At 73.1% G+C, this 5,329-nt stretch carries 5 protein-coding genes; 1 reads left to right on the top strand and 4 read right to left on the bottom strand.

Annotated features, from left to right (window positions below; genetic code table 11):
• The coding region (locus EHS43_RS36395) for an NAD(P)-binding domain-containing protein (RefSeq protein ID WP_148104176.1) at positions 1-798 on the bottom strand (798 nt) is incomplete at its 3' end.
• Positions 798-2,093: an ATP-grasp domain-containing protein gene (locus tag EHS43_RS36400; protein ID WP_125194875.1), complete on the bottom strand. Its 1,296-nt coding sequence runs from the start codon at positions 2,091-2,093 to the stop codon at positions 798-800. The genes EHS43_RS36395 and EHS43_RS36400, both read right to left, overlap by 1 nt.
• Before the next feature lie 122 nt (positions 2,094-2,215).
• Here EHS43_RS36400 and EHS43_RS36405 point away from each other — a divergent pair, with 122 nt between their 5' ends.
• Entirely contained in the window at positions 2,216-3,466 is a 1,251-nt protein-coding gene (locus tag EHS43_RS36405) for a glycoside hydrolase family 26 protein (protein WP_125194876.1), read from the top strand.
• Positions 3,467-3,488: 22 nt separating this feature from the next.
• Here the strand turns inward: EHS43_RS36405 and EHS43_RS36410 are convergent, their stop codons facing one another.
• A complete protein-coding gene (locus EHS43_RS36410) occupies positions 3,489-4,586 on the bottom strand; it encodes a GNAT family N-acetyltransferase (protein ID WP_125194877.1) in 1,098 nt (365 codons plus the stop codon).
• Positions 4,583-5,236 carry a lipopolysaccharide biosynthesis protein gene (locus EHS43_RS36415; protein ID WP_125194878.1) on the bottom strand — a complete coding sequence of 218 codons (654 nt, stop codon included), beginning with the start codon at positions 5,234-5,236 and terminating at the stop codon, positions 4,583-4,585. The genes EHS43_RS36410 and EHS43_RS36415 overlap by 4 nt, the downstream gene beginning before the upstream one ends.
• Positions 5,237-5,329 lie beyond the last annotated feature (93 nt).

The raw sequence follows: 5,329 nt of genomic DNA on the forward strand, positions 1-5,329 counted from the left end.
GTCCCGGACCCACCACGCGCCCGCCGGGCCGAGTGCTGTCGCGGTGACGCGGGTGCGGGTCGGTTCCGGGAGGCGGTGGAAGAGGCCGGGGCGTTCGGCGTAGAACCAGTTGCGCCAGCCGCAGCCCAGGCCGCTGTGCGGGGCGCGGGCCGACTGCCACCAGGGGCGCTCCCAGGGCGGTGGCACGTCGTTCCACGACAGCTGGTCGGCGCGCACCAACACCCTTACCCGTGTGCCCTGTTCGGCGAGGAGCGCCGCCGTCTCCAGCGCCGCCTGGCCGCCCCCGACGACCGTCACGTCCCGGCCGCGGAAGCGGGAGAGGTCGTGGTGGTGGCTGCTGTGCGAGACGAGGGACCCGGGCAGGCCGCGCAGGGCCGGCGGGATCTCGACGAAGGGGATCACGCCGACCGCCAGGGCGACCGTACGGGCGTGCACGGCCTGTCCGTCGTCCGTGACCGCCTCGAATCCGCCGGGGCAGGGGGAGACCCGGGTGACCGTGCGTTCGTCGACCTCGGGGACGCAGTTGCGGGCGAACCACAGGCCGTACTCGGCGAAGGTCTCCACCGGGATCGGTTCCCCGTGCCGGGCGGCGCAGTAGCGCTCCAGCCGCAGGCGGCCGTCCGGATCGGAGAGGTTGGAGGCCCAGGGCTCCGACTTGAGGAACATGCCCCGGGGCATGTGGTCGCGCCAGGACGCCATGGGCCGGCCGAAGACGCGCAGCCGCAGTCCCGCGGCCGCGGCGTGGGAGGCGATGGACAGGCCGTAGGGCCCGGCACCGACCACCAGCAGGTCGTACATCAGCAACTGCTCGCTTTCTCGTCGCAGACGTCGTCGGAGACGTTCTTGGAGACGTTTCCGGACAGGTCGGGGGAGAGGTCTCGGGGCAGGGCGCGGGGCGACCCGGTGGACAGGGCGGTGGCGGTGGCGCGAGCCAGCAGGCGCCGCCGGACGTGGCGCGTCCACAGGGACCACATGGCCTGCCCGGGTCCCCGGTCGTCCCGCGCGTGCCAGGCCAGTTCGCGGCCGGCGGGAGGGGCCGGCCGCAGCGCGGTGAGCGGGGCGTAGTTCTCCACCACGAACTCCCGCCCCGGCAGCGGCGACCCGTCCGGCAGCGGACGGTGGGTCAGATCGAGGTGCAGGGCTCGTACGACGTCCAGCCCGGCGGTGTCGGTGAAGAGCCGGAACTGCGCTCCGGGGCGCGGGTTGAAGTCGAGCAGGTGGTAGCGGCCCGTCGTGCCGCAGCGGCGGAAGTCGAGGTCGAAGATGCCGCGGTAGCCCAGTTCGCACGCCAGCCGCTCGGCGAGCAACTGCACCTGCGGGTTGGGCGCCCAGCGGCCGACCGCCGTCAGCCCGGCACCGCGCGGCCAGGCCAGGGTCTTGACGCCGGGTCCGCCGCCGCACACGGTCCCGGACCGGCCGGCGTACCCGTGGAAGAACCAGTCCCGGTCGGGGCCCGGCGGCAGGAAGGCCTGCAGCAGCAATCGGCTCCCGGCCTCCCCGCTGCGCAGATACAGCTCCCGCGCCTCCTGCGCCGAGCGGATCACGACGGTGCTGCGCAGTCCGGTCCCCGAGGGCAGGAGCCAGGGCCTGCTCCACTTGGCGATCACCGGGAGACCCAGTGCCCGCACGGCGCTCACGGCCTGGTCCGCGCTCTCCGGGACGACCGTCTCGGGATGGGGCACGCCCGCCGCCGCGCACACCTCGGCCAGCTCCGCCTTGTCGGCCACGCGTTCGGGCAGCGTGCCCGGCTGCTGGGGCAGCAGATACGCGGGGGCCAGTTCCTCGCGCAGCCGGCCCACCGCGATGCCGCTCGCGTCGTCCATCGGGATCAGTACGGCCGGACGGGCGACGCCGGTCGCGATCCGGCGCAGCGCGACAGCGATGTCACCGAGGGAGGCGCCGGGTTGCGGCGGGGGGTGGATCCGGTGGACGAAACGGGATGCCCGTACGGGACTTCCGGTGGCGTCCGCGACCAGATGGACCTGGACTCCCGCCCTGCCGAGTGAGCGTACGGCCCCCAGTGTTCCGTGGTGAAAGGGGTTCCGGTCGATCCGCAGCAGGACGGCGGGGACACGGGTGTCGAGCAGCGACACGGGCATTTCCTTCGGGTGGTTTCACTCGGGCGGGCGATCGGTGCACTCGAAAGCCGTAACCGCGGTGGCGTTGGTCCTATTGATGTGACTGAGTGTCAGTTATCGGAGAGAAAGGAGCAGGCATGTCCTCACAGCAGCGAGGGGCCCGTTCCCGACGACTGGCGGTCACCCTGGCGGCGGTTGCCGCGTCGGTCGTCCTGGCGTCGGGACCCGGTTTCGCCGCGGGGACGGCGCGGGTCGCCGATCCGCCCGCTCCGACACCCACGCCCGCCCCGCCGGTACCACCGGCGACGAGCAACCCCGCGTTCGGCGCCTACCTCGACTACGGCCCCCGCGGCGTGGCCCGCATCGCCGAGCTCAGTCACTGGCTGGGCGGTGCCGAACTGCGCGTCGGACACACCTATCTGCCCGGCGACCGCTGGACCAACATCGAGGCCCGGTACGGCTTCCTCGACGTGTGGGCGGACTGGCGGACCCGGCAGGCCGACCGGATGCTCGTCCTCAACGTGCCCATGATGGAGCGCAACGAGGAGAACGTCCCGGACTCCGAGGTACGGCAGCTGCTGCGCCGGGGTGCCGCCGGCGAGTTCGACCGCCACTTCCGCGTCCTCGCCGAGCGGCTGGTGGAGCTGAAGGTGCCGGACACGGTCCTCGTCCTCGGCTGGGAGATGAACGGCACCACGTACACCCACCGCTGCGGGCCCGACCCGGAGGCGTGGAAGGCGTACTGGAAGAGGATCGTCACCACGATGCGCTCGGTGCCGGGCCAGAAATTCCGCTTCGACTTCGCTCCGAGCCGCGGCCGGGACGCCGTTCCCTGGACGCAGTGCTACCCCGGGGACGACACGGTCGACATCGTCGGAATGGATTCGTACGACCAGCCGAGCGGACTGTCCTTCGAGCAGCAGGTGAAGGAGCCGTACGGCCTCCAGGCCCAGGTGGACTTCGCCAAGGCGCACGGAAAGCCCATCTCCTATCCGGAATGGGGCCTCTTCCGCAACGGTGACAATTCCGTGTACATGCGGAGCATGCTCGCGTGGATGGACACGCACAAGCCGCTGTACAACACGCTGACGGACTACTGCCCGCACGGCGTCTGGCAGTGTGCCGACAACCCCAGGTCCTCGCAGGTCTACCGGGCCGCGCTCTTCGGCCGCACCGACCCGACCCCGACCCCGCAGCCGACCGAGCCCGGCGGGGACACCACTCCGACGACACCGACGACACCGACGACACCCACCGCACCGGCCACTCCGACCGCACCGGCCAAGCCCCCGGCCAACTGCTCGCCGCTGCAACTGGGCGACTGGGTCGAGTACTGGCTCGGCGGGAAGCTGTGCCTGCGCTTCGACTGGTGGTCGCGCAGCCGGTGAACCCCCGGTGGCGGCGGGTCGGTCACGGCCCGTCGCCACCGCGCTCCCTCCACCGTCGCACCAGCTCCTTGCCCCGCCGTCGGGCGGCCACGTCGCACAGCGTCGCCGACAGCAGCGGGGCGGTGCGCCGCCGGGCCAGCAACAGCCTCTGGTTGACGACCGGTTCGGGACGCCAGTGATGCTTGTAGGGCTCGTTGCCGCGCAGCAGGCTCAGCGTGCCGCGCCCGCCGGTGCGGGTGTGCTCGGCGCACGCGTCGAGCAGCATCACCGCCACGTCCGCCTTGTTCTCCCGCAGCCGCGGATGGGCGCCGTACAGATAACCGCCCGCCAGCCGTCGCGACAGCAGGGTCAGGTCCACGGCCACCACGTCCTCGCCCAGGCGGAACTCGGTGACCACGGCGTCCCCCGAACGCACCATCGGCCCGACCGAACGCACCAGGTGGTCGCAGAACCGGCTGCGCAGATGCTCCGACGTCACCTTCCGCCCCTGCCACTGCAACCGGTGCAGCTCCAGCAGCCGCCGCAGCGCCGCGTCGACCTCCTCCGGACCGACCACCTGACGCTCGACGCCGAGCGCGGTCAGCTTGCGCAGCTTGGCCCGCACCCGCTGGGCCTTCGCCGAGGGCAGCCGGGCGACCAGTTCGTCCATCGGTACGGCGGGCAGCTCCAGGCACAGGGAGTCGCTCACCCGGCGCCGCGGGCCCCGCCAGCACTCGTAGATCCGCTCGGCCGCGCCCCCGGGCCGTACCTCGCGGAAGTCGATCAGCGCGGTGCGGGCCGCCGCGGCGAGCCCCTCGGTGAGGGCGGCCACCGCCTCCTCGCCGCGCTCGTCGTCCAGCAGCACGTCCCCGTAGTCGGAGATCGCCCCGCCGAGCGGCACGAGCGTCGGCACCGGACGCCGTACCCGCATCAGGGGCGCGGCGGCGACGAGTTCGCCGCCGTCGCGGACCAGCAGCAGACGCAGTCGGCCGCGGCTGCCGTAGGACAGCCACCACGAGTGCAGCCAGGCGTGGCTCTGGAAGGGGGTCGCCGCCGCGCACCTCGCGTACAACTGGCCCCAGTCCGGGCCCAGTTCGGCGAACTCGGTGTCGTCGGTGACGAGTTCCACGGAGTACTTCACAGCTGTCCGTGGACGTCGGCGGCGGTGGCCGGACCCGGTACGGACGGCGGCCGCGCCGGGTCACCGGTGGTCCGCCGGGGCCGGACCAGCAGCACCAGCCCGCCGAGCAGGCCGCCCGCGCTCGCGCCCACCAGACCCGTGAGCGCGGGGGACGCCGAGGACGGCCCGTCGGGACGGGTGGCACGGGCGAACTGCCGCAGCTCCACATGGGTGTCGGCCTGGGAGTCGTTCGCGTGCCGGGTCAGCGCGCGCGAGACGGCGTTGGCCATGTCGGCGGCGAGGTCCGGGCGCGAGGAGGTCGCCGTGATCGCGACCATCGGCGCGTCCGGCGAGGTCGCCGTCCGCACGCTCGACCGGAGCGTCTTCACCGGCACGCCCGCCCACACCTGCGCGTCCCCGAGCACCGCGAGCTGCGGGGCGACCCTGCCGTAGGCCTGCGCGAAGCCCAGCGCGGTCGCGGAGTCGGACCGCTCGGTCGGCACGGCCACGACATAGCTGGTGGCCGTGTACGTCGGCGTCTTGACCAGGCCGTACGTGCCGCCGAGCAGACCGCCGGCGAGGACGCCGGCCGCGAGCAGGGACCAGGCCGGCAGCGACCTCGCGCGGGTGAGGGCGCGGGAGGGGCTCGGGCCGGGGGAATTCTCGGTCATGAGGAACTGGCTCCGTGAGGTGACGGGGAGGAGGAGTGGGCCGCCGCGTAGACGTCCATGAGCAGCGCGGCGCTGCGGGCGATGCTGTAGTGG

Source organism: Streptomyces sp. RP5T (genome assembly GCF_003933965.1).
In the GTDB taxonomy this organism is placed as follows: domain Bacteria; phylum Actinomycetota; class Actinomycetes; order Streptomycetales; family Streptomycetaceae; genus Streptomyces.